Source organism: Lentimicrobiaceae bacterium, from assembly GCA_023227965.1.
In the GTDB taxonomy this organism is placed as follows: Bacteria; Bacteroidota; Bacteroidia; order Bacteroidales; family JALOCA01; genus JALOCA01.
On sequence record JALOCA010000002.1, the window covers coordinates 55,205 to 77,619 of the forward strand.

The 22,415-nt window shown below is 38.8% G+C and carries 22 protein-coding genes and 1 tRNA gene; 12 read left to right on the forward strand and 11 right to left on the reverse strand.

Going from position 1 to position 22,415, the window contains the following annotated elements; translation table 11 throughout:
• The first annotated feature begins 4 nt into the window (after positions 1-4).
• The 4 genes from M0R21_01090 to M0R21_01105 all read left to right on the forward strand — a co-directional run bounded on the left by M0R21_01090 (position 5) and on the right by M0R21_01105 (position 4,130).
• Positions 5-742 (forward strand): thioesterase, encoded by a 738-nt coding sequence (locus M0R21_01090; GenBank protein ID MCK9616412.1) that lies wholly within the window; start codon positions 5-7, stop codon positions 740-742.
• Between the two features lie 127 nt (positions 743-869).
• Entirely contained in the window at positions 870-2,003 is a 1,134-nt protein-coding gene (locus tag M0R21_01095) for an ATP-binding protein (protein MCK9616413.1), read from the forward strand.
• Positions 2,004-2,057: 54 nt separating this feature from the next.
• Positions 2,058-3,275: a U32 family peptidase gene (locus M0R21_01100; GenBank protein ID MCK9616414.1), complete on the forward strand. Its 1,218-nt coding sequence runs from the start codon at positions 2,058-2,060 to the stop codon at positions 3,273-3,275.
• A gap of 12 nt (positions 3,276-3,287) precedes the next feature.
• Positions 3,288-4,130, forward strand: a complete 843-nt coding sequence (locus M0R21_01105; protein MCK9616415.1) for a histidinol-phosphatase — start codon at positions 3,288-3,290, stop codon at positions 4,128-4,130.
• 5 nt (positions 4,131-4,135) lie between these two features.
• Here the strand turns inward: M0R21_01105 and M0R21_01110 are convergent, their stop codons facing one another.
• Positions 4,136-4,945: a M48 family metalloprotease gene (locus tag M0R21_01110; protein MCK9616416.1), complete on the reverse strand. Its 810-nt coding sequence runs from the start codon at positions 4,943-4,945 to the stop codon at positions 4,136-4,138.
• Between the two features lie 417 nt (positions 4,946-5,362).
• Between M0R21_01110 and M0R21_01115 the strand changes: the two genes are divergently transcribed.
• The gene (locus M0R21_01115) at positions 5,363-7,057 is read left to right on the forward strand and encodes a DEAD/DEAH box helicase (protein MCK9616417.1); all 1,695 of its coding nucleotides are present in this window, start codon (positions 5,363-5,365) and stop codon (positions 7,055-7,057) included.
• 208 nt (positions 7,058-7,265) lie between these two features.
• Here M0R21_01115 and M0R21_01120 read toward each other — a convergent pair whose 3' ends face one another.
• Positions 7,266-7,490 (reverse strand): HU family DNA-binding protein, encoded by a 225-nt coding sequence (locus M0R21_01120; GenBank protein ID MCK9616418.1) that lies wholly within the window; start codon positions 7,488-7,490, stop codon positions 7,266-7,268.
• Positions 7,491-7,876: 386 nt separating this feature from the next.
• Between M0R21_01120 and M0R21_01125 the strand changes: the two genes are divergently transcribed.
• Positions 7,877-8,056: a hypothetical protein gene (locus M0R21_01125; GenBank protein ID MCK9616419.1), complete on the forward strand. Its 180-nt coding sequence runs from the start codon at positions 7,877-7,879 to the stop codon at positions 8,054-8,056.
• A 358-nt stretch (positions 8,057-8,414) separates the two neighbouring features.
• Here the strand turns inward: M0R21_01125 and M0R21_01130 are convergent, their stop codons facing one another.
• From M0R21_01130 to M0R21_01145, 4 genes are all read right to left on the reverse strand, one after another.
• Positions 8,415-8,837: a GNAT family N-acetyltransferase gene (locus M0R21_01130; protein MCK9616420.1), complete on the reverse strand. Its 423-nt coding sequence runs from the start codon at positions 8,835-8,837 to the stop codon at positions 8,415-8,417.
• 93 nt (positions 8,838-8,930) lie between these two features.
• The gene (gene pth / locus M0R21_01135; protein MCK9616421.1) at positions 8,931-9,494 is read right to left on the reverse strand and encodes an aminoacyl-tRNA hydrolase; all 564 of its coding nucleotides are present in this window, start codon (positions 9,492-9,494) and stop codon (positions 8,931-8,933) included.
• Positions 9,494-10,078, reverse strand: coding sequence for a 50S ribosomal protein L25/general stress protein Ctc (locus M0R21_01140; GenBank protein MCK9616422.1), 585 nt, complete (start codon positions 10,076-10,078; stop codon positions 9,494-9,496). The genes pth and M0R21_01140 overlap by 1 nt, the downstream gene beginning before the upstream one ends.
• 43 nt (positions 10,079-10,121) lie before the next feature.
• Positions 10,122-11,054 (reverse strand): ribose-phosphate pyrophosphokinase, encoded by a 933-nt coding sequence (locus M0R21_01145; protein MCK9616423.1) that lies wholly within the window; start codon positions 11,052-11,054, stop codon positions 10,122-10,124.
• Positions 11,055-11,235: 181 nt separating this feature from the next.
• Between M0R21_01145 and M0R21_01150 the strand changes: the two genes are divergently transcribed.
• From M0R21_01150 to M0R21_01160, 3 genes are all read left to right on the forward strand, one after another.
• Positions 11,236-11,319 (forward strand) — tRNA-Leu (locus M0R21_01150).
• 118 nt (positions 11,320-11,437) lie between these two features.
• The gene (locus tag M0R21_01155) at positions 11,438-13,012 is read left to right on the forward strand and encodes a S41 family peptidase (protein ID MCK9616424.1); all 1,575 of its coding nucleotides are present in this window, start codon (positions 11,438-11,440) and stop codon (positions 13,010-13,012) included.
• Between the two features lie 42 nt (positions 13,013-13,054).
• Positions 13,055-13,633, forward strand: coding sequence for a superoxide dismutase [Fe] (locus tag M0R21_01160; protein ID MCK9616425.1), 579 nt, complete (start codon positions 13,055-13,057; stop codon positions 13,631-13,633).
• Positions 13,634-14,618: 985 nt separating this feature from the next.
• Here the strand turns inward: M0R21_01160 and M0R21_01165 are convergent.
• The 3 genes from M0R21_01165 to M0R21_01175 all read right to left on the reverse strand — a co-directional run bounded on the left by M0R21_01165 (position 14,619) and on the right by M0R21_01175 (position 17,182).
• Positions 14,619-14,975: a hypothetical protein gene (locus M0R21_01165; protein ID MCK9616426.1), complete on the reverse strand. Its 357-nt coding sequence runs from the start codon at positions 14,973-14,975 to the stop codon at positions 14,619-14,621.
• A 590-nt stretch (positions 14,976-15,565) separates the two neighbouring features.
• The gene (locus M0R21_01170) at positions 15,566-16,582 is read right to left on the reverse strand and encodes a hypothetical protein (GenBank protein MCK9616427.1); all 1,017 of its coding nucleotides are present in this window, start codon (positions 16,580-16,582) and stop codon (positions 15,566-15,568) included.
• A 15-nt stretch (positions 16,583-16,597) separates the two neighbouring features.
• The gene (locus M0R21_01175) at positions 16,598-17,182 is read right to left on the reverse strand and encodes a PorT family protein (protein ID MCK9616428.1); all 585 of its coding nucleotides are present in this window, start codon (positions 17,180-17,182) and stop codon (positions 16,598-16,600) included.
• 177 nt (positions 17,183-17,359) lie between these two features.
• Between M0R21_01175 and M0R21_01180 the strand changes: the two genes are divergently transcribed.
• The 3 genes from M0R21_01180 to M0R21_01190 all read left to right on the forward strand — a co-directional run bounded on the left by M0R21_01180 (position 17,360) and on the right by M0R21_01190 (position 21,011).
• The gene (locus tag M0R21_01180) at positions 17,360-18,466 is read left to right on the forward strand and encodes a hypothetical protein (protein ID MCK9616429.1); all 1,107 of its coding nucleotides are present in this window, start codon (positions 17,360-17,362) and stop codon (positions 18,464-18,466) included.
• Positions 18,467-18,572: 106 nt separating this feature from the next.
• Complete coding sequence (locus tag M0R21_01185) at positions 18,573-19,367, forward strand: PorT family protein (protein MCK9616430.1); 795 nt, start codon at positions 18,573-18,575, stop codon at positions 19,365-19,367.
• A gap of 9 nt (positions 19,368-19,376) precedes the next feature.
• Positions 19,377-21,011 carry an NAD+ synthase gene (locus M0R21_01190; GenBank protein ID MCK9616431.1) on the forward strand — a complete coding sequence of 545 codons (1,635 nt, stop codon included), beginning with the start codon at positions 19,377-19,379 and terminating at the stop codon, positions 21,009-21,011.
• Here the strand turns inward: M0R21_01190 and M0R21_01195 are convergent.
• Positions 21,008-21,247: a NifU family protein gene (locus tag M0R21_01195; GenBank protein MCK9616432.1), complete on the reverse strand. Its 240-nt coding sequence runs from the start codon at positions 21,245-21,247 to the stop codon at positions 21,008-21,010. The two genes, M0R21_01190 and M0R21_01195, sit on opposite strands and share 4 nt — an antisense overlap.
• Before the next feature lie 32 nt (positions 21,248-21,279).
• Positions 21,280-22,380 (reverse strand): Mrp/NBP35 family ATP-binding protein, encoded by a 1,101-nt coding sequence (locus M0R21_01200; GenBank protein ID MCK9616433.1) that lies wholly within the window; start codon positions 22,378-22,380, stop codon positions 21,280-21,282.
• Positions 22,381-22,415: the final 35 nt, after the last annotated feature.

A 22,415-nucleotide genomic window follows, 5' to 3' on the forward strand; every position in this document is an offset into this window, starting at 1 on the left:
TTTCATGGAAAATTTAAAGCCGGTTTGGGAAGACCACTATACCGTAAACTGGTACGAAGCTGATCCCAGAAGCAGGGCTTCGCTGGTTACCATTTTAAATTATCTGCAGGAAACTGCCTGGCGGCATGCCTGCCATCTGGGATTTGGATTCAGAGAAGGTAACGAAATCAAGCTGGCATGGGTAGTGATAAGACATATGATTCACATTCACCGATATCCGAACTGGGGTGAAGAAGTGATTGCAAAAACATGGCCCAGCGGAGTGGATGGCTTGTATGCCCTTCGTGATTTTGAAATTTTCAGCTTGGAAGGGGAACTGCTGGTATCGGCAAGTTCGTGGTGGCTTATCATTGACATGAAAACCCGTAAAACGCAATCGCCTGAAATGATTGAGAATGTTGATTCTTTGGTAAATATGAAAAAAGCCATCGAAGAAACGCCTCCCAACCTGGATGTGAACGGGAATTTTGAACGTATTGCTATGCATACTGTGAATTATACTGAATTAGACATGTATCGGCATGTTAATAACTCCCGATATGCCGAATGGCTTCTGAATGCCTTGCCTCTCGAATGGCATAAAACACATTCCATCAGGGAATTTGTTATCGAATATCTGCACGAGTGCAAGCTGAAAGATGAAATAACGATTGAAGCAAACTTTTCTACACCAGATCAATTTAATTTCAGAGGGATACGGAGTAAAGATGACAAAATGGTGTTCCGCGTGCGAATTTCCTGACACTAAAAAACGTTAATTTAATCATTATACTGACAAATTTTACATTAATTCAGCCATTATACTGACAAATTTTACATTAATTCAGTCATTATACTAAAAATTTTACTATTTTTGTAAAAAAACAGAAATGGAAAATATTCACCGTTTATTACAAAAAGTGATTACCGAAAATCTGACTTCAAATAAAGTATGTATGTTGCTTGGAGCCAGAAGGGTTGGCAAAACCGTATTGATTAAAGAAATCCAAAAATCATTTCAGGGAAATGTGATGTATTTGAATGCGGAAGATATACCTACCCGGCAGGTGCTTATGGAAAGAAGCATCTTTAATTATCAAAGATTACTTTCGGGTGTAGATTTATTAATTATTGATGAAGCACAAACGATTAAGGATATTGGCAAAATTTTAAAACTAATTGCCGATGAAGTTGAAAATATTAAAATATTGGTAACCGGTTCTTCCGCATTTGACTTATTAAATCTTACCGGAGAACCTTTAACGGGCAGAATGAAAGTTTTTTATCTGTATCCTTTTTCCCAATCAGAACTTAGTTCGTCGGAAAATGTTATTCGGATTAAGCAAAGTCTTGAGGAAAAACTTATTTATGGAGTTTATCCGGAAGTATATTTGTATAACTCTTATGACGAAAAGAAACAATATTTGTATAATCTTGTTAATTCCTATTTATTAAAAGATATTTTAGCACTGGATGGTTTGCGGAATACTTCTAAAATGTTTGATTTATTGAAACTATTGTCATTTCAGGTGGGAAAGGAAGTAGTTTATGATGAATTGGCAAAACAATCTCAGCTAAGTAAAAATACTGTAGAAAAATACATTGAATTATTATCAAAAGCTTTTGTTGTATTCAAACTTGGCGGATTCAGCAAAAATCTCAGAAAAGAAATCAGAAAGGCAAACAAATGGTATTTTTATGATAATGGGATACGTAATACATTGATATCTAATTTTAACCCTCTTTCATTACGAACGGATACAGGAGAGCTATGGGAAAATTACATCATCAGTGAAAGGATGAAAAAAAATTCTTATAATCAGCAAAATGTAAACTATTATTTCTGGCGGACATATGATCAACAGGAAATAGACTTTCTTGAAGAGTACGATGAAAATCTGAAAGCTACAGAAATAAAATGGAAATCAAAAGAAGTTAAAGTACCAAAAGCTTTTAAAGATGCTTACCCGGAAGCAAAGTTTCAGGTAATAAATCCGATGAATTATCTTGATTGGATTTCATAGTATCAAAACAGCTTATCTTTGCAAAAAATTTTCGCCTTGCAATCTATTGAAATTATGTCGCCAGTAGGCTCATATGAGAGCCTGATGGCTGCCTTACAAGGTGGAGCGGGATCGGTGTATTTTGGTGTTGGCAAACTCAACATGCGCTCCCGTTCTTCTGCTAATTTTACCCTCGACGACCTTAAAAAAATCGCTTCCCTTTGTAACAAAAAGGGTGTAAAGACTTATATTACACTAAATACCATCATTTTTGACAACGAACTGGACGAAATGCACCACATAGTGGATGCCGCCAAGGAAAACGGTATCACTGCCATCATCGCTTCCGACCTTTCGGTGCTGGAATATGCCCGCCAACAAGGTGTGGAAGTTCATATTTCCACCCAATGCAACATCACCAACACTGAGGCTGTAAAATTTTATTCCCAATACGCTGATGTGATGGTAACTGCACGTGAGCTAAACCTTGAGCAGGTTGCTGCAATCATTAAAAATATCAAAGAACAAAATATCTGTGGCCCTTCCGGGAAACAGGTTAGGATAGAAATTTTCTGTCACGGAGCACTTTGCATGGCCATTTCCGGCAAATGTTATCTGAGCCTCGACAATTTTCATGCTTCGGCAAACCGTGGTGCTTGCCTACAGCCTTGTCGCCGTTCGTACGTGCTTACCGATAAAGAAGAAGGTTACCAGATTGAAGTGGATCACGATTACCTGATGTCGCCCAAAGATTTGAAAACCATTGGTTTTTTAGATAAGATACTACATGCCGGAGTTTCTGTTCTGAAAATTGAAGGACGGGGGCGCAGTGCCGATTACGTAAAAACCGTTACTCGTTGCTACCGCGAAGCCGTGGATGCCTATTTTTCCGGAGAATTTACTTCCGAACACATAGCCCGCTGGGACGAACAATTGAAAACCGTTTACAACAGAGATTTCTGGGACGGTTATTACCTGGGACGTAAAATGGGTGAGTGGACAGAGCAATATGGTTCGCAGGCTACCCAAACCAAGGTTTACGTCGGCAAAATCAATAACTACTTCAGTAAACTGCATGTAGCAGAAATTAAAATTGAAACCCAAACGCTGAATGTTGGCGATGAATACAAAATCATAGGTTCAACCACCGGGGTGCTGGAAGGCATTGTTGAAGAGATTCGGCTGGAAGATAAATGCATTGCAACCGCCGGAAAAGGCGATGTGATTTCCATGCCTGTGCCGGGAACGGTACGCCGTGCCGACAAACTGTACAAAATCATTTCTAATTTTTAGCAAGAACAATTTATGGAACTTTGTAATTTTCATACACATACCACCTATTGCGATGGCAAGGCGGCTCCGGAAATGTATGTAGAAGAAGCCATCAAACAAGGTTTTACTGCCCTGGGTTTTTCCGGTCATGCGCCTTATCCTTATGAAAATGATTTTGCCATTTGTTACGAAAAGCTGGATGATTACTGCAACCATATCCGCAGACTAAAAGAAGAAAACAAGGAGCTAATAGAGATTTACCTCGGACTGGAAACCGATTATATTCCGGGAATTACTACGGATTTTGCTGCGCAACGCAGGCAAAGTAACCTGGAATACCTTATTGGCTCGGTGCACCAGGTACAAAATATTGATTATCCGGAGTTATGGTTTATTGATGGTCCGCACGTGAAAAGTTACGACGATGGCTTGCGGGATATCTTTAAAAACGATGTTAAAAAAGCCGTTACTTCTTTTTATCATCAAACCAACGAGATGATACTTACCCAGGAGTTTGATGTGTTGGGGCATTTCGATAAGATAAAAATGCACAACCACAATCGTTACTTCCTGGAAACGGAGCCCTGGTATGTGAAACTGGTGGACGAAACCATAGATTTAATATCCAGAAAAGAGCTCATTGTAGAGGCAAATACCCGTGGTGTTTACACAAAACGATTCAATGGCACTTATCCTGGTGTGGAAAAACTGGAGAAGCTATACATGAAGAAAGTTCCAGTGCTCATCAGCAGCGACGCTCATGCACCTGCCGAAATCTCCGCCGAATTTGAAGAAACCCGTTACCTATTAAAACATATTGGCTTTCGCAAGCAGATGCGGCTTACCGCCAATGGCTGGGAAAAAACGGATTTGTAAGCTGTTTACGGTAAACTATTTTTAAATTCCTGGTAACGTTCAGGAAAAGTACTTTTATGCACGCCACCAAGCCCGTTAAAAACTTCATTGATTTTTTCGAGACGCTTTTCGTCGGAAGGATGTGTACTCAAAAAAACAGGTACCTGCGACTGTCCCATCATTTTTGAAAAGAAATCGCCAAGGCTTGCTGCATCGTATTCCGTTTTATACAAATATTTTACAGCATATTCATCGGCTTCGTATTCGTCGTCTCGGCTGAAGGCGAGCGATGATAAGCCTTCTGCCAAACCTGCAGCTACGCTGGCAATGGTGGAAGGACTATCGCCAAGCACTGCACTTAACAGAATGTCTATGCCATACGTATAAGTCAATTGTTTGGTAGAATGGCGGCGGTCGGCATGAGCCATTTCGTGTGCCATTACTCCGGCAAACTGGGCTTCATTATCTAATAACTTGATTATTCCTGTATAAACGTAAATATTTCCACCCGGCACACAAAAAGCATTGACTACCGTATCATTTTTGATAATACGGCATTTCCATCCAAAGTCGTTGGCGTGTTTTAATTCCCCTAAAGCAAGAATGGTATTTCGAATGCGATACAGATGCTTGTAAGCCGTTGGATACTGTGTGGAATCGAGCAACGGATATTCCTGTGGTTTGCTCAAAATTTCCTGGTCAACCTGGTTGCCGAAAGTGATATCATCCTGAAGGGAGAAAATATTGATGCCTCCGCTATCCTTGGAGCAGGAAATAGTTACCACCGATAATATTAGTACCAGAAACAGGGATTTAAAAGTGATAAGGTTTTTCATCCGAAAATAATTTGTTATTAATATGCCGGATGGAGCTCGCATGTAATTATTTTCATGCAGGTTTGTGTTTTTATATAAACATGCTCGGTTCATATCTTTATTTTTTAAGTCATAACATTTCAAAGATAATTATTTTTTCGACAGGTTAAAAATACAATTTTTGCCTTAGGCGAGCCCCTTTTTTTGACAAAAAACATCTATTTACCAGATTATTTTCTCCTTTTTGTTCATTAATAGGAAAATAACATTACCTTTGCCGCCATTTTCAGCGGGACGGAAACGGATGGTTGGTACACTGGCATCTTTCTTAATAAAAATATACGTTTTTCTCCCGTATTATCAATTATAATTTTAAAAATCATTCCGTTCATAAGTCAGTAATTTTTGTGGAAACGGAATAATACAAGGAGAAATTTAATGTCATCATTTACTGAAACCGGGCTTTGTCCGGAAATTCTTTCTGCTATTGCAGAGCTTGGGTTTGAAGAGCCCACACCTATTCAACAAGAAACAATACCCGTTCTTTTAACTTCCAAAAATGATTTGATTGCCCTGGCACAAACCGGAACAGGGAAAACTGCCGCTTACGGTATGCCGCTTATTCAACTTACCGACATGCGGTCGGACAAAATACAAACACTGGTGCTTTGTCCTACCCGTGAACTGTGCATGCAGATTACTTCCGATTTAGAAAAATATTCAAAGTTTATCAGCAACTTCAAGGTGATAGCTGTGTACGGAGGTGCGAACATTTCCATGCAGATAAAACAACTGAAAGAAGGAGGACAAATTGTTGTTGGAACTCCGGGACGCGTTTTAGATCTCATCAAAAGAAAGGTTCTGAAAGTAAATAACATCAAATGGCTGGTGCTGGACGAAGCCGACGAAATGCTCAACATGGGCTTTAAGGAAGACCTCGACCAGATACTGAGCGACACACCCCCGCACAAACAAACACTGCTTTTTTCGGCTACTATGCCCGCAGATATTCTTGATATTGCTGAAAAATACATGGATAATCCTGACGAAATTTCGGTGGGAAAACGGAATGCCGGTGCCGAAAATGTAAATCATGAATATTATATCGTTCATGCCAAAGACCGTTACCTCGCCCTGAAACGCGTGGTGGACATTAACCCGAAAATTTATGGTATTGTTTTTTGCCGTACACGGCAGGAAACCAAAGAAATTGCCGACAAACTGATTGCCGACGGCTATAATGCCGATGCCTTGCATGGCGATCTGTCTCAATCGCAGCGCGACCACGTGATGAACCGTTTCCGGATAAAAAATCTGCAACTGCTGATAGCTACCGACGTGGCTGCCCGAGGACTGGATGTACACAACCTCACTCACATCATCAATTACAACCTGCCTGATGAACTGGAAGCTTACATCCACCGTAGCGGACGTACCGGACGCGCCGGTAAACGCGGTGTTTCCATCTCAATTATTCATACCCGCGAAACCAACAAGATTGCTACTCTGGAAAAAATGTGCAGCAAAAAGTTTGAACGGAAAATGATACCCAATGGAAGGGAAGTTTGCGAAAAGCAACTTTTCAACCTGGTGGACAAAGTGGAACGCATAGAAGTGGACGAAACCCTGATTGAACAATATCTGCCTGCCATCTTTAAAAAACTCGATTGGCTGAGTCGCGAAGACCTGATAAAACATTTTGTTTCCCTTGAGTTTAACCGTTTTCTTGAATATTATAAAGATTCGGAAGACCTGAACGTGAATGTTCGCAGAGACGAAGAAAGAGGTGGGAAAAGTAGAGGTGGGAAAATGGCGTTTTCGCGTATGCGCATCAACATTGGGCATAATATTAATCTTACCGTGCCACGCCTGATAGGTGTTATAAACGAAGTAGTCCGCAACCGTAACATCGTCATAGGTAAAGTGGAGATCATGCGCACGTTTTCCATCTTTGAAGCCGATATCACTCACAAAAATGAAATTCTGAAAGCTTTTCGCAATGCCATAATGGATGGTGAAGAATTGGTGGTGGAACCTGCCGGTGAAGGAAGACCTTCTAACGACCGTTTCGGGAAAAAAGATGATGGTGGTTTCAAAAGAAAAAAAAGAAGAGAGAACCGCCGTTGGGAATAATTTTTCTTTAATCGGTAGTCATCATATCTTGTCAGAGTCCGTTTTGTTAAATCTGGGTTTACCGTGCTGTAATGTTTAGTACTGCTCATAGTAATACAACGTTACTTACTATTCATTAGCAGTAATTTTTTAACCGTTATATAAATGCATACAACAGAAAACAGGGCTTAACCCATAAGGGGAAAAGTTAAATTTAATGGTTAACCTTTTAGCAAACTGCCTTGGTAAGCGTATTCCCGGCTTTGAATTTTACTTTTTTACCATCTTCCGTTGTTTCAACGGAAAACATTCCGAAACCATTAAGGTCAACATCAGTGCTCTCTACCAAAGTCTGGGTAATAATGGTTTCAGCACTATCAAATGCCAGAGTCAAATTCGTTACAGACAAACCCGTAGCCTGCGATACCGAGTTGATTAATTTTTCTTTGTTCATGGTGTTTATTTCTAATGTTATTATACAATGCCTCGATTTTGGAGTGCCTAAATTTTTAAGTTATTATCATATGGAATCAAAAATAGTTCAAAAACTTTTATAAAAATACAACTTTTTAGTATAGGTATATTCAACTCCCTCATATTTTTAAATTGCCCATTTTAAAATAGCCTTTAAATAAAGCTTTTTTAATGAATTTCCATAAAAGGTATTATCTCTTTAAACAAAAAACTTACTTAGCTATATAAAAAGTTTACTTAGTAACCGGCATGTAGGTTAGGCATCGCAAACCCAACTGCCGGCAGGCTCATAAAACTGACATATGAAACGAGAGAAATTGTATATGACTTATGTTACATTAATGATAAAACCTGTTACATTGGTATATGATGGTTGAAACATTATTGATGTTTATCATTACATCAATATATAAAATGCAAACAATAACATATGAATATCAAACATTAATGTATGAATGCCAAGCATTGAAGGATGAAAGCCAAGTATTAAAGGATGAATATCAAACATCAATAGATGAAAGCCAAGCATTAAAGGATGAAAGCTAAGCATTAAAGGATGAATACCAAACATCTTATGATAAAACCTGAACATCTTATGATGAATGCCAAACAACTTATGATGAAGGCTAAACAACTTATGATGATGATAAGTGCCTTGAGTTTGGAGTATCTCAAAATGCCTAAAGTTATAGATTGCTTTCCAATTACTTGCTAAATGCTTCAGTGCTTGATTAAGTACTTTAGGCATTTGTAACTATAGCTCACTTTAAGTACTAATTAGTTACAAAAATTTAAGCATTCCAAACTTTGGGTATTTCTAACTTTTGTTTAGCCGATATACAAGTGTGTAATTGCATTATAAATAGTAAGAATATTCAAAGGCTTAAATCGGGCACTGCGGTAATTATGGCAGATACATTGCAAAATGTTTTATTCCAGCCTCGATAAAAGACGCACCTTCTTTAACAAAACCATACCTTTCATAAAAAGGCATTGCCCGCACCTGAGCATGCAGATATACTTTTTTTACCATCGGAACCACGTCAGCAAGCACTTCTTTTAGTAAAGCCGTTCCTATACCTCGGTTTCTGAATTCGGGCAACACGGCAAAGCGCTCTAATTGTATGCCTTTATCGGTTTCGCGCCAGCGGGCAGCTCCAACGGGAATTTCGTTGTACAACACCAGGTAATGGTTCGCTTTTTCCTCATTATCGTATTCGAGCATCGGGTCAACGCCTTGTTCTTCCACAAAGACCTTACGGCGTATGTTTGCCGCTTGTTCAAAAAGTGTTTTTTCGTTATAGTCGAAAGCTATAATTCGTATCATGCGGCTAATGTAATAAAAGAATTTGAAATAGGGAATATTAATAAATAAACAAGCGCGGGAGGAATACCTTATTTCTCAACTTTATTCTTAGTCTTATTTATTGTTATAGAAATTCATAGCAGTATCAATCCCGCTTGTAACAAAGCTTTTAATAGCATCAACAATTAGCGGAATCCGCTCTGACATCAGTTTTTCTTCCTGTTTTGTCCAGCGCCCCAGCACGTGTTCCACCTGGAATCCACGGGCAAAATCGCTACCAATGCCTACGCGCAACCGGGGAAACTCGGTGGTGCCCAAAGTTTCGATAATATGGTTCATCCCGTTGTGGCTTCCGCCACTTCCATGGGCTTTTATCCGTATGGCACCAGGGTTAAGGTCAATATCGTCAGTAACCACAAGGGTGTTTTCCAATGGAGTTTTTGCTGCCTGCATCCAATAACGAAAAGCCTTTCCGCTTAAATTCATATAAGTGGAAGGTTTTATAAGGATAAGATTTCTTCCTTTAAATTTGGACTCGGAAACATAAGCATAACGTTCAACCCTGAAAGTTGACTGCAATGACTGTGCCAACGCATCTAACACAACAAAACCGATGTTGTGGCGGGTGTTGGCGTATTCTTCGCCTACGTTCCCGAGTCCAGCAATAAGATATTTCACTATTGTTTAGGAGCTTCGACTTCTGTAGTACCTTCGGCAGCAGCACGGGTGGGAACCACACTAGCTACAACCGAACTGGCAAGATCAAGTAACTGGATATTTTCTACCTTAATGTCATTTATCTTTATCATTTGTCCTATATCGAGGTCGTTAATGCTGATGGTGATGTCGTCAGGAAGATTTTCAGCCAGTCCTTTCACTTTCAATTTCCTGTATTTTTTCTGCAACTTACCACCTTTCAAAACTCCGGGAGCCGTTCCGGTAATAATTAAAGGAATGCTGATAACAACGGGTTTGCCGGGAATGAGTTCCAGAAAATCGGCATGCAGAATGCTGTCGTTTACCGGATGGTACTGTATGTCCTGAAGGGTGGCATTAATTTCTTTACCGTCCACAACAAGTTGTACAAGAAAAGTGTTGGGGGTAAACAGGAGTTTGTCGAATTCTTTCGCATCGGCAACAAAATGCAACTGTTCTTTTCCACCATACAAAACACAAGGAACTTTTCCCTGCATACGGTTTCTTTTTGCATCTTTTTTCCCTACGTTCCCACGGAGGGAACCGCTAATAGATACTGATTTCATAAGTAATTGTGTTAAGATTATAAATTAAGATTAAATGATTTCGTTAAAATTTAAAAATAGAACTGATAGACTGATGCCGGTGTACTCTGCCAATGACATCAGCAAGCATATCGGCACAACTCAGTACTTTTATTTTATTGTTTTGGCATCTCTGGGGTATGGTATCAGTAACAAATATTTCTTTAAATACTGATTTTTCAATTTTTTCGCAGGCACTTGCCGATAAAACGGGATGGGTAACAAATGCCCGCACACTTGAAGCTCCGTTTTCTTCCATCAGTTTGGCTGCTTTGGTAAGGGTAGTAGCTGTATCTACAATATCATCCAGTAAAATAACGTCTTTTCCTTTTACATCGCCTATGAGTGCCATGTCGTCAATCTGGTTGGGTTTAGTACGTTGTTTATAACAAATAACAAAAGGTACTTCCATAATCTTTGCATAAGCGGCTGCCCTGCGGGTACCCCCGGTATCGGGAGAAGCAAACACAAGGTTTGGTATGTGCATTTGCCTTATGTAGGGAATAAAAATTGAGGAAGCAAACAGATGATCAACCGGAAGGTCGAAAAATCCCTGAATTTGGTCGGCATGTAAATCAATGGTAATAATACGGTTTACTCCAGCAGCAGTAATCAGGTTTGCAACTAATTTGGCGGCAATAGATACACGGGGCTTGTCCTTGCGGTCCTGGCGGGCAAAACCAAAATAAGGAATTACGGCAACAATATGTTTTGCCGATGCCCTTTTGGCAGCATCTACCATTAGCAGCAATTCAAAAAGGTTATCTGAAGGCGGAAAAGTGGACTGAATGATGAAAATATCGTTTCCCCGGATGTTTTCCTCATAAGAGGGTTGAAATTCACCATCCGAAAAATCGGTAAATTTTACATCACCTAATTTTTTTCCATAGCTTACTGCAATTTTTTCGGAAAGATAGCGGGTAGCCCTTCCTGAAAAAATGTTGACCATAGTTGCCATTTTATACCAATTTTAATAATGCTTTATCCGTATTTTGAGGGCACAAAAGTAATAAATTTTAATTACCCTGCAAAAATAGCACGATATAATTCAATACATTAAATTAAAATATTTCCCCATTGCAAAAACTTGCAGTAACAAAAAAAACTGTATATTTGCTGCCCTTTTCGCTCTTTACCATGCCCGGATGGCGGAATAGGTAGACGCGTTGGTCTCAAAAACCAATGAGGTAACACTCGTGCCGGTTCGATTCCGGCTCCGGGTACACATTGATAGAGCTTTCTTGTTTTCAGGAAAGCTTTTTTAATTGGAATACATTTTTTAGTTGCGAAAACATTTGCCTACTTTTACCCGTTATTGTATCTTCTAAAAATTCATAATATATGGGAAATAAAAAATTTTCAGTGTATTTGCCCATTCTACTTGCCCTTATGCTGGCTACCGGAATATTTATTGGCAATTCTCTTAACAAACAGAGAGATGCAGGAAGAAAAGACAAAATCACAAATGTATTACAATATATTTCAGAAGAATATGTAGATACGGTTAACAGCGAAAAGTTGGAAGCTTCCGCTATCGAAGGTATGCTTGAAAGCCTGGATCCACATTCGCAATACATTACTGCAGAAGATTTCAAAGAAGCTAACGACCCGTTGATGGGTAAATTTGAAGGGATAGGCATACAGTTCAGGATAGAAAAAGACACCATTTTCGTGGTGAATACTATACCCGGAGGACCGTCGGAAAAAGTGGGGATAATGGCTGGCGACCGTATCGTAAAAGTAGATGGCAAAAATGTAGCCGGAATGAAAATTACCGAACGTGAAGTGATGAAAAAGCTGAAAGGTCCCCGTGGAACCAAGGTGAAAGCAAGTATTTTACGTCGCGGAATTCACGGACTCGCTGACTACACCATCCTGCGTGATGTAATTCCAACCTACAGCATTGACATTGCTTATATGCCCAAACCTGGTATTGGATACATCAAAATCAGCAAGTTTTCGGCTACTACCCACAAAGAATTCCTGGAAGCTGCCAGCAAATTAAAAGCCGAAGGAATGAAAAAGATGATACTCGATTTAAGAGGCAATTCGGGCGGTTTTCTGGATGCCGCCATCGGGCTTGCCGACGAATTTCTCCCCAATAAGAAATTGATTGTTTATACGGAAGGGTTACATCAGAAACGGGAAAAAGCCTTTGCCAGTGGTGAAGGAATTTTTGAAAATGAACCTTTGGTAGTTTTAATTGACGAAGGCTCGGCTTCTGCCAGCGAAATTCTTGCCGGAGCCATCCAGGACAACGATCGGGGAACCATCGTCGGACGCCGTTCTTTTGGCAAAGGATTGGTACAGCGTCAGCTTGATTTACCCGATGGGTCTGCCGTTCGCCTTACCATTGCACGCTACCACACTCCGACAGGCAGATGTATTCAGAAACCTTATAAAAACGGCATTGAACAGTATTATAACGAAGCTTACCAGCGTTACCTTGATGGGGAAATGGAAAATGCCGACAGCATAAAATTTGAAGATTCTCTCAAATTTAAAACTCCCAAAGGACGTATCGTTTACGGCGGCGGCGGCATTATGCCCGATGTGTATATCCCCTTAGATAGAAACGAAAATTCTAAGTTTTACATAGGAGTGTTTAATAAGGGATTGGTTTACCAGTATGCCTTTGATTACACCGACAAAAACCGCAAGGCACTTGGACGTTTTAAAAACTGGCATGATTTTAATGAAAATTTCCAGGTAACTCCCTCTATGTGGAACGAATTTTTACAACTTGCTGCCAAAAACAATATTAAAAAGGTTACCAGCGACAAACCTGGCTCCGACGAACGGATTAAGCAGCTCATAAAAGCTTTCATTAGCAGAAATATTCTGGACGACCAGGGATTTTATCCCATTTATCTTAAAACGGATAAAACATTTTTGAAAGCAATTGAACTTTTGTAATTTCTTCATGTTTTACAATAAACAACTTTAAATCTTATAACTATGCTTTTTGAATTACCTTCTCTTCCTTACGCCATGGATGCTTTGGAACCGTATATTTCCAAAAATACCATTGAGTTTCACTATGGTAAACATCATCAGGCTTATGTAACCAATCTTAACAAACTGGTTCCCGGTACCGAATTTGAAAACGCCACCCTCGAAGAAATTGTAAAACGTGCTACCGGTGGTATTTTTAACAATGGCGCCCAGGTATGGAATCATACTTTTTACTGGAGTTGCTTAGCTCCCAATGCAGGAGGTGAACCTTCCGGTTTGCTTGCCGACAGGATTAATCGCGATTTTGGCTCGTTTGCTACTTTTAAAGAAAAATTCAGTGCTGCCGCAGCCACCCTTTTTGGATCTGGCTGGGCATGGCTGGTTAAAAATGCCGATGGCAAACTCGAAATTATCCAGGAAAGCAATGCCGGAAATCCTTTGCGAAACGGGTTTATTCCATTGTTAACCTGCGATGTATGGGAACATGCTTATTATCTGGACAAACAGAACCGCCGTCCGGATTACATCAGCGATTTCTGGAATCTGATAAACTGGAATACCGTTGCCCAGCACCTAAAATAACATTTTTTAATTAACCCCCAAAATGAATGAGTCATTGATAATGACTCTGATAAGGCATTTCGGACAAGTACTTGAACTTGAAAAATTCAGTGGTAAAAAAACTGATTATTTGTCAAAGGTACTTTATATTTTAAATATTATAATACTAAAATAAATTCTTTTTTTGTTGATTATTTTTTGCAATAAAGAATAATAAAATACCCGAAATAAATAAAATAATACTAATTATCTGGGATGGTGATAAGGATGAGTTTAAAATTGATCCCCGGTCGTCGCCTCTTAAATATTCCAATAAAAATCTGAAAATTCCATAAAATATTAGATAAACTATTGTTCGGTAATTAAATGAAATATATTTAATTAATATAAAAAATAATAAAAAGAGGAATATGCTTTCATATAATTGTGTGGGATGAATTGGAAGAGCACCTTTATAAAAATCGTAAGGGAGGCTGTTTTTAGGAAATACAACACCGAATATTGAATTTGTAGGGCAACCGAAGCAGCACCCGCCCAAAAAGCATCCTATTCTGCCAAATGCATGGGCAACAACCAGTGATGGTATCGAAAAGTTAATAAAAAATAAAATATTTAATTTTAAAAAATAAGAAATAAGTAAAAAAACTAAAATACCTGTAACAAATCCGCCATAAAAAGTTATACCACTTTGCAGAAGATTATGTATGGTAAATGGCTTGTCGTGATGAAATAAAAATTCAAAAATATCGGCACCTATGAAACCTATAATAAAAGCGCAAATCAACGAAATGTAAAATTGGGACTCAGTTTTTTGCGATATTTTTTCTTTCTTCATCTGGCTGTCGAGAAATAAAAAGGCAGCAATCATACCTAAACCAAGACATATATTATATGAGCCTATTGAAACATTATCAAATAATTTTATTATTTTTAGCATAGTGTATTATTAAAAAAAAGAGGTTAATAAAATATTTATCAACCCCTTTCAATTTAAAAAAATACCCGATTAAGGTACGTCAACTTCTTCTTTTTTGGTAATAGCCATTATACCTCCGATAAGGAAGAGAATAAGCATTGCCAAGTTCCAGAACCATGCAGCAGGGCAAAGGAATATTGCTACTAAAGCTATTACAGCAGCAATAATCATGGCTATCCCTGAAATTACGGGCTGTGATTTTGCAAGAATACCAAAAATTAAGCCGATTAAACCTGCTAAAATAACAGCAATCAAGCCGGGTGTACCTATGCCAGCAGTAGCTACGGCGCAAACTGCAGAGCACACGATTGATGGAATACTTACAACAAAGCCAATAATTCCAAGAATTAATGGAGCCGTAGAGGTTCCTTTTACTTGTTTTCCCATAAGTAATGAATTTTAAATTAATTAATCAGTTAATTTATTATTGTTAGTTAATATTAAATTAAAAATATTTTTTATTTTGATAGTTACCTCTTTAATATATTTAAATAACACTAAATTTGATAATTATAATACAAATAATTTGAAAAATTTGAATTTTATTAAAAAATTAAACAACAAATAAGCATTTATAATAATAAAAAAATAGTATTATTATACAATCATTAAAAGTTTAATAAAATATCAACTATTAAAAATTACTTATACAAGCACAAATATAAAACCTTTTTTAATAATAAATTTCAAAATTTATCTTTTAAAACAAATTTTTTTTGTAACAACTAAAAACCAAGTGCATATTATCACATATAGTATTGTTATATAATTAAATAAAAATTAAAAGTTTCATTACCATTTGTATTATTTATAAACATTCTACAAAGTCAAAAAATCAAAAGCACAGATAAACCGCTTATTACGAAATACTATGTTTTTATTCAAACAATTATTTTGCAGAGAAGATTAGCTATACATAAAAGAATAATAAGGTATATTAACCTGTGAAATTTTTAAATGAACCTAAATTAGAAAAATTATTTCCCTGGTTTATAATGTGCCTCTGTTAAAATACGTTGCGAATCTTGATTTTTCATCAGTTGCATAGGGGTAACATCTGGATTGTTTTTCATGTATGCACGGACTATTTGCCATCCTATCCAGTTTCCGGTTTTTGCAGGCGATTCGGTAGAAAAATCAGCAGTAAAAGGTCCATCGGTTACAAACTTGCTGAAAGCCTGAAAATACGTTGAATACAGTAACTTATTTTCAATCATAAATATCCATATATTTTCCTCATTTTCGAAGCACCATTTCAGTTGCGAAGAAGTGTATCCTATTTTCACCTCGTCGCTGAGGGCAGGAAGGGTAAGATCGGCAAAATACAGTTTTTTCCCTTCACGTATCATTTCGTCGAGCAGGGTTTTGTTATCCATATCGGGTATTAAATCGGTGGAAGCAATCTCTTTCATACAATCAGGGAGAATAAATTCGCGACTCATCCGGTTTATTTTATACACAGGAATACCTGTTTCGAGATAGGATTTGAATTTTTTACCCAGATACATATCCAATGCAATTATCAAGGTACTGTCAATGTATTTAACAGGGAATTCCACATCGGCATAATTAGACACATAGGTATAAACAGCAGGTTGTGGTTTGCCGAGAAAATAATGCCTGTAATACCGGAAAGCTTCGGTAAAAGCCAATTCAATACCGGAAAGATCGGGGTACAATACCTGACAGTACCGGCTTACCTGTATCACCTCGGGATCGGTGATAAAGTCGTGCATTTGCATTAAATTTAAGGTGTCATCCAAATCGCCCCCCAAGAAAAACGGAAACTTCGGGGCAAGGGTTTTCAATTGTTCCTGCAAATTACCGGGGTCAACGGTAAAAAGGGCAGAATCAAAACGGAAGATGTAAACGGGGATATTTTTAACATCCGAAACATCAACCTTCCCTTTTGTGGAACTTTTGCATCCTGCAATAAAGGCAAAACACAACCCTGCTGCCAGTAATAACAGCGGCAGTGTTTTTATTGTTTTCATAAAGAGACAACTGTTTTAGTAAATTTTCCAGCCGAGGCTTACCAAAAAGATATTGTTTTTAAAATCCTGATCAGAAGGTTTGTATATATCTTTAACACCCCATTCATAACGAACGTCGAGAGTAAACATCAAAACATCTATGCCTGCACCTGCCTGTATTGCCCAGCTTGCATCTTCCAAATCATTTTTTGGAAATTTTACACCTGTTTTGGTGTCAATATTCTTATCGTACACAAACGAAGCTACAGGTCCTGCCATCACCCGTAAGTTGGCAAGCTTGGCATCTGCCAGTTTATAACCAATAAGCAATGGAATATCAACGGTATTCATCGTAATACTGTAATGGGTATCCCCTCCGTCGGCTTTTAATTCGCCACCTTTTTTTGTAAAATATATTTCGGGCTGGATGTACATTTTTTTGGCACTTAAGCGACCAAATACTCCAAACTGGTAACCGAGAACAGCATCTTTTGTTTCATCAACATCACTGTTCAATTTTGAAGATGTAAAACCTGCTTTTATCCCAAAAGATAAAGGATTTTGCGAAAAACCCCATGTTGCTGCAAGCAACACTATTGTTAACAAAAAGTATTTTTTCATGGGTATAATTTTATAATAAAGGAAGCCTATTTTAAGTCTTCCTGTTTGTTTCACCTGCAAAGATAATGGATTTACACAAATTACTGACAAAACCTATAGGAATAATATTTTAATAAAAAAATCAGGTTGCATAAAAAATTTGTACTTTTATTACGTGAAACTTTAAAATCATATACTATGAAAAACAATTATTTTTTAAGAATGCTTTTCCCTGTTTTGTTTCTTGTAATGTTTGGAGCTTCTCCGGTGTTGAAAGCGCAGGAAGAATTTGCTGATTTTATCAATCAAAGCAAAGAAGATGTGAATACTATTGTGAAAGCATATGGTGGTCCTATGCTGAAAGCCATAGGTAATAACTATAACAATGGATGGTACAGTACTGCCGACCCCCTGAACCTCGGACGTTTTGATATCCGTTTTGTGGGAACTGCTTCCTTCTGCCCTAAAAGCGATCAAAGTTTTAATTTTAACGATTTAAATCTTCGTTATTTACAAACTGCTCCTGGTTCTCCCGAAAAAGTTCCTACTGTTTTTGGGAAAAAGAATCAGCAGGCAAAAATTCAGGTATTGGCAAGTGTACCAGGATATGCAGATAGTTTAAAAGTTACGCGTACCCAGGTGATACCAACGGCGGGAATCAATTTTATGCCGGGGATAGTTCCGCAAATCAATGTAGGGTTAATAAAAAATACGGAACTTATGCTGCGTTTTCTCCCTGAAATAAAAGTGCCGGTTACGGGCGACCAATCGTTGTACACCAGCTCGTGGGGACTGGGAATCAAGCACGACATCAAACAATGGATTCCCTATTTTAAAAAGCTGCCTATCAGTATGTCGGTTTATGCTGCCTATGCAAACACAGGTTTATACGCCAAGGGTCCTTTTCTTACCCCAGAAGACCTTCCGGGTGGCTACAACAATCCCGAGCCGAAGGATTATGATGCTCAGAAAATAAATTTTAATACTACTTCCTGGAATGCCGGAATTATTGTTTCCAAAAAAGTTTCCGTTCTTACTGTGTTTGGAGGAATAAACTTTTCTTCATCCTCAAGCAGTCTCGACATGTCAGGGTACTATCCTTACGTAAAACCTTTAGAAAATGATGAATATGAAATAGCCCATATCGAAAAACCTGTTGATATAAAAACCAATACTTCGCAATTGGGTATCAATGCTGGTTTCCGTTTGAAATTAGCCATCGTAAGTCTTACTATCCAGGGCACTTATGCCCCGGGTGGGTACAGTTCGGCTACGGCTGCCCTTGGGTTTGGCTGGTTTAACTAAGAGACCGATGCCTTTCAGACGATGATAAGGGTATGGTTATTCCTTTATTTATACAACTTCTGGAACTTTATTTTATTTTTGCTTCCTTACTTCTAAAATTTTTCACATGAAACAAATGTATTTAACCCCAGTAAACAAGGATAAAGATTGTTGCAAGCGAGCTACCTCACACCTTATTAATATAAACTTACTACGGAAACAACGTAATTACGTTTTGTTTATTCTTATTTTTCTGATGGTGAGTATACATGCCGGGGCGCAAAAGACCAATTATAACCTTGGTTTTCGTATTGCGCCCAACCTGGGATGGCTGAAACCTGATGCCGAAGATTTTGTGTCAAAGGGTTCACATCTGGGGTTTTCATGGGGCTTCGTCAGCGAATTTGAACTTACCGAAAACTATTTGCTTGTTACAGGATTTAACGTATTGCAAAACAGGGGAGAATTGAAATACCGTGAGCAAATGGCTATACCTCCCGATTCAATTTTGCTTGAAGGCTGGAATCACCGGAAATATTCACTTAAATATTTACAGATTCCTCTTACATTGAAACTTCGCACCAACGAACTTGGATATTTCCGGTATTATGGTCAGATTGGACTGGGTACCGGATTTTTAATCTCTGCCAAAACCGATGAAGATTTTTATTCGGGAACGCAAACCAAAGGCAGTGAGAATAAAAATATTTATGACGATATTTCAAAAATACGGCTATCACTTCTTCTTGAAGCAGGGGTAGAATATAAAATTGAAGGTTTCAGTACATTGGTTTTTGGTATCCGTTTCGACAATGGCTTCACCAACGTGCTGTCCTTTGACAATTACTACTTGAATGATGTTGATCCCTTTGCCATTGGCAACACAGTGGAACTCACCCTTGGCATCCTCATCAACCCATAATTTTTACAGATGAAAATTGCTCTTGCCCAGCTCAATTACCATGTTGGTAACTTTGCTGCCAATGTTTTAAAAATAAAAAATACTATTCGCAAGGCAAAAGAATGCCAGGCAGATATTGTTGTTTTTGCTGAATTATCCGTTTGTGGGTATCCCCCCCGTGATTTTCTTGAATTTTCCGATTTCATCGAGCAATGCCACAACGGCATTGACGAAATTGCTTGCGAATGTACAGGCATCGCAGCCATAATAGGTGCGCCCGGTATCAATCCCAACGAAAAAGGGAAACCTCTTTTCAATTCGGCATATTTTCTTGCAGAAGGTAAAGTTTGGGCAATACGGCATAAATCGTTGCTTCCTAATTATGATGTATTCGACGAATACCGCTATTTTGAACCTAACCGTAATTTTGAGGTTATCAATTACCATGATCAAAAAATTGCACTTACAATTTGCGAAGACCTATGGAATATTGATAATGACCCTCTTTACACAGTAACACCTATGGATGTACTTTCCGACCAGCGTCCTACGATGATGATTAATATTGCTGCATCTCCTTTTCATTACAACCAGGATGCCGTCCGGAAATCGGTACTCACACGCAATGCCCAAAAATATGGTCTGCCGTTAGTGTATGTAAACCACGTGGGTGCACAAACTGAGCTGATTTTCGACGGGGGCTCACTGGTGGTGGATAAAAACGGAAACATCAGCAGCGAACTCAGCTATTTTGAAGAAGATTTCAAGATAATTGATATTGATGAAAAAACTGCTGATACGGGTTATTCCGGCACAAAGGCAGATAAAATACAATGGATACACGATGCGCTTGTTTTGGGTATTCATGATTATTTCGGGAAAATGGGTTTTCAGAAAGCTATACTGGGTTTGTCTGGAGGTATTGATTCGGCAGTTACCCTTGCTTTGGCTTCGCAGGCTCTGGGAAATAAGAATTGCCTCGCAGTGTTGCTCCCGTCCCGTTTTTCGAGCAACCATTCGGTGAACGACGCACGTTTATTAGCCGAAAATCTCAATGTCTCTTACCACATTATCAGCATTGAAGAAGCTTATAAAAGCCTTGAAAACACTTTACAACCCTACTTTGCCGGTTTGCCTTTCGGATTGGCAGAGGAAAATGTACAGGCACGCATACGCGCCGTAATTCTGATGGCACTTTCGAATAAATTTGGATATATTCTTTTGAATACCTCTAATAAAAGCGAAGCTGCTGTGGGTTATGGCACTCTGTATGGCGACATGTGCGGCGGCTTGTCGGTTTTGGGCGATGTATACAAAACTGATGTGTTTGCCCTTGCACGTTACCTGAACCGCAACGGCGAAATCATTCCAGAAAACACTATTATAAAACCTCCTTCGGCTGAATTACGTCCTGGGCAAAAAGATTCGGATTCACTACCCGAATATTCCATACTCGACCGAATTCTCTTCCAATATATTGAAGAAAGAAAAAGCCCGCGTGAACTCATTGACGCAGGCTTTGACGAAACTATTGTACGAAAAGTGCTTCGAATGGTAAATACCAACGAATGGAAACGTTACCAAACACCTCCAATACTCCGCACTTCACCAAAGGCATTTGGCATGGGCAGAAGGATGCCTATTGTGGGAAAATATCTTTTTTAGATAGAATCCACAGCCACTATTTCGGGAATGGCTTTCTTAACGGCTTCTTCCACCCCGTTCTTCAGAGTCATCTGGCTGTAAGGGCACGAACCACATGCCCCCTGAAGTTCGACTTTAACGACGTTTTCGCTTGTTAATTCAATAAAACGGATATCGCCTCCGTCAGCCTGAAGGTAAGGACGGATTTGGTCAATAACATTTTTAACTTTAGCAGTTAATTCGGGATTTGTATTCATTTTTTTGAAAAATTATCGTGTAAAAATTTAATTTATTGTTGCAGGATAACAGGTTTTGTTGCAGGAAGGCTGACATTGCGGATTGCTACATATCGGGCTACATTTTGAGCAAGAGTATGGAAAGCTATGCCGGTGGCAGAACTTTCATCCAGGGCAATAGGGTTTCCATTGTCGCCCGACTCGCAGATGCTTTCAACGAGCGGGATTTGACCAAGCAGGGGCACGCCGGTTTCTTCGGCAAGACGTTTACCTCCTTCTTTTCCAAAAATGTAATATTTATTTGTTGGCAGTTCGGCAGGTGTAAAATACGACATGTTTTCGATAAGACCCAAAACAGGCACATTTACATTTTCCTGTGTGAACATGCTCAATGCCTTGCGTGCATCAGCCAGGGCAACTTCCTGCGGAGTGCTCACAATGCAAACCCCCGTAACGGGAACCTGCTGCACCAAAGTAAGATGGATGTCACCAGTTCCGGGAGGCATGTCAACCACCAGGTAATCCAGTTCGCCCCATTCCGAATCGTGAAACAACTGGCTGAGTGCATTGGAAGCCATAGGCCCTCTCCAGAGCAATGCTTTGGCAGGGTCAACAAAAAAACCAATGGAAAGCAATTTTATTCCATATTTCTGTAACGGGATCATTATCTGTTTTCCATTTTCTTCAACAACTGAAGGATGCCCGTTCATCAAATCGAACATCAACGGAACCGAAGGACCATAAATGTCAGCATCTAACAAACCGGTTTTTGCCCCGGTTTTTGATAATGCTACTGCAAGGTTTGCTGCTACTGTTGATTTGCCTACTCCACCTTTTCCTGAAGCCACGGCAATGATATTTTTAACATTTCGAAGCATACTTTCGGTTGTGCTACGGCGGGTGGTTACCCGCGAGGTCATTTCTATTTCCACATTGGCATTGGTATCAATAAGGTTATGAATAGCATTGATACAATTCTGTTTTATCAACGACTTCATAGGGCAGGCGGGTGTGGTAAGAACCACGCTGAAGCTGATTTTATTTTCTTCGGTTTTGATGTTTTCAATCATCCCAAGACTCACCAAATCCTTTTTGAGGTCGGGATCGTGAACTGTTTGTAAAGCATTTAAAATCTGATTCTCTGTATATTGCATTATTATTTCCTGATTATTTAGACTGCGTAAAAATA